A 2,145-nucleotide genomic window follows, 5' to 3' on the forward strand; every position below is an offset into this window, starting at 1 on the left:
AGACTAACATTAGCGGCCGCTCGATGCTGAGGCGTTTGCGCTGCTGCACCAGAGCGATTTGCAGGGCGAGCTGTTCGAGCTGGCCGAGGGCGCCGAGAGGTTTGGTTTTTTGGTCGATGCGCTCCTGTATTTCAGGTATCAGGTCGCGATTTAGCGGCGCTATTTGCCAATCAAATGTCATAGCTCAGTTTCCTTTTGTGAGGCCGCGCAACTTATCATATCTGGTGGTTTATTTACCTGACTTTAAGTCGCTGGCAAGCCGTTACCCAAATCCCGGCGTATAATCGCGCCCTGTTTTTTTGTCCGTCTATCTATTCATCTACCTAGCTCAATGAGTCTGGAGTTTGCCATGTTTGAATCCCTTCCTCTGTTGCCTGCCGATCCTATCCTGGGATTAAGTATTGCCTACGCAAATGATGCCAACCCCAACAAGGTCGATCTGGGCGTAGGGGTGTACAAAAATGATGCAGGGATAACGCCAATTATGAAGGCTGTGGCGGAAGCGGAAAAATTGCGCATCGCCCGCGAGACCAGCAAGGCGTACACACCACCCGCGGGTTACCCTGGCGCCAATGAAGCTGTTACGAAGTTGATTTACGGTGCAGATCACCCAGCCGTAGCCGCCAAACGCGTGCGTACCATCCAGACTCCCGGCGGCTGTGGCGCATTGCGCGTGGCGGCAGAGTTGATCCAGCGCGCCAAACCCGGCGCCAGTTTATGGGTGAGCATCCCTACCTGGGCTAACCATGTACCGCTGTTAGGCAGTGCCGGTTTGACGTTGCGCGAATATCCTTACTACGACTACAGCACCCACAGCATTGATTTTGCGGCCATGCTCGCCACCATCAATGAAATCCCGCGCGGCGATTTAATTTTGCTTCACGCTTGCTGCCACAACCCGAGCGGTGCGGATTTGTCGCGCGCGCAGTGGGATCAAGTTGCCGATGTGTTGGAAGCGCGCGGTGTGATTCCGTTTATCGATATGGCTTACCAAGGTTTTGGCGAGGGCCTTGAAGAAGATACCTACGGGTTGCGTTTGATGGCGGCGCGCTTGCCGGAAGTGGTTATCGCAACATCTTTCTCGAAAAACTTTGGTTTGTATCGCGAACGCGCGGGCAGTTTGAGTTTGGTGTTTGCCGATGAGCAACAAGCCAATGCAGGTAACAGCCAATTGCTAAGCGTAACCCGCGCCTTGTATTCCATGCCGCCAGCACACGGCGCCGCGCTGATCGATATTATTTTGCACAGCGATGAACTGACCAAAGTCTGGAGCGATGAATTGACATTGATGCGCGAGCGTATCGCCGGTTTGCGTGTGCAGCTGGTGCAATCGCTGAATGGTTTGCAGCAGGGGCGCGATTTCAGTTTTATCGCCCAGGAGCGCGGTATGTTTTCATTTTTGGGTTTGAGTGTGGAGCAAGTGCATAAACTCAAAAGCGAATACAGCATTTATATGACCGATACCAGCCGCATCAGTGTGGCGGGTTTGACGGTCGAAAAAATGGATTATGTGGCTAAGGCGATAGTGTCGGTGCTTTAACAAAACGCAGGTAGAAAATCAGTCGTGCGAAAGGCCTAGAGGATTGCCTCCAGGCCTTTTTTGTTGCAGAAAATAGTGATGCTTTATGTTACTGGCTGAGGGTGTTCTTTTCCGGGGTTTGCGGATGGTAGTGAACTATGTGTGTCGAGCGAGATTTTAATTCGTCCAGGTGCTGTAACGCCGCTTGATCGGTAGCGAAGCGAGGCACACCGATTTTATTGGCGCCCGAGTTATACACCTTGCCGTTGACCGTGAAGTCATAGGTGGTTTGGACTACAAAATAGCGGCTCCCATTCTTTTTTGATCCGACCGCAACTTCAGCTGAGATTAAGCGCGCTGGAGCGGTGGGCCAGCTTTGATAACTATAGTCATCAACGACTATTTGCCAGCCAATCTTCGCGAAAAATAGAACAATAACAACAATCAATGCCTTTTTTACAAGCTCAAACATGCTTGGTATCCGATCAAATATTGCGGTTAAAGGAAGCTGCGCCATCAGCTGATAGCCTGTGTAATCTACACCAATCCTAACGTATTACTAACGAAGATACTGCTAAGCTCTCGCCTATGAACGCACTCACGTCTTCACAACAATTTCTGCGGTA

General features: G+C 51.1%; 3 protein-coding genes. 1 reads left to right on the top strand and 2 read right to left on the bottom strand.

Going from position 1 to position 2,145, the window contains the following annotated elements:
* Positions 1–181: nicotinate-nucleotide--dimethylbenzimidazole phosphoribosyltransferase (locus tag ACWA6V_RS14135; protein WP_449523096.1), on the bottom strand; the 181-nt coding region annotated here is incomplete at its 3' end.
* Between the two features lie 168 nt (positions 182–349).
* Between ACWA6V_RS14135 and ACWA6V_RS14140 the strand changes: the two genes are divergently transcribed.
* Complete coding sequence (locus tag ACWA6V_RS14140) at positions 350–1,540, top strand: amino acid aminotransferase (RefSeq protein ID WP_449523097.1); 1,191 nt, start codon at positions 350–352, stop codon at positions 1,538–1,540.
* A gap of 88 nt (positions 1,541–1,628) precedes the next feature.
* On the opposite strand, the gene ACWA6V_RS14145 is transcribed toward ACWA6V_RS14140, so the two are convergent.
* A complete protein-coding gene (locus ACWA6V_RS14145; RefSeq protein WP_449523098.1) occupies positions 1,629–2,036 on the bottom strand; it encodes a DUF3592 domain-containing protein in 408 nt (135 codons plus the stop codon).
* Between the last annotated feature and the right edge of the window lie 109 nt (positions 2,037–2,145).

It is taken from the genome of Cellvibrio sp., assembly GCF_053579595.1.

Bases quoted from the DNA above. Each gene is read 5' to 3' on its own strand.
- ACWA6V_RS14140 (WP_449523097.1), top strand. From the start codon at position 350: ATGTTTGAATCCCTTCCTCTGTTGCCTGCCGATCCTATCCTGGGATTA.
- ACWA6V_RS14145 (WP_449523098.1), bottom strand. From the start codon at position 2,036: ATGGCGCAGCTTCCTTTAACCGCAATATTTGATCGGATACCAAGCATG.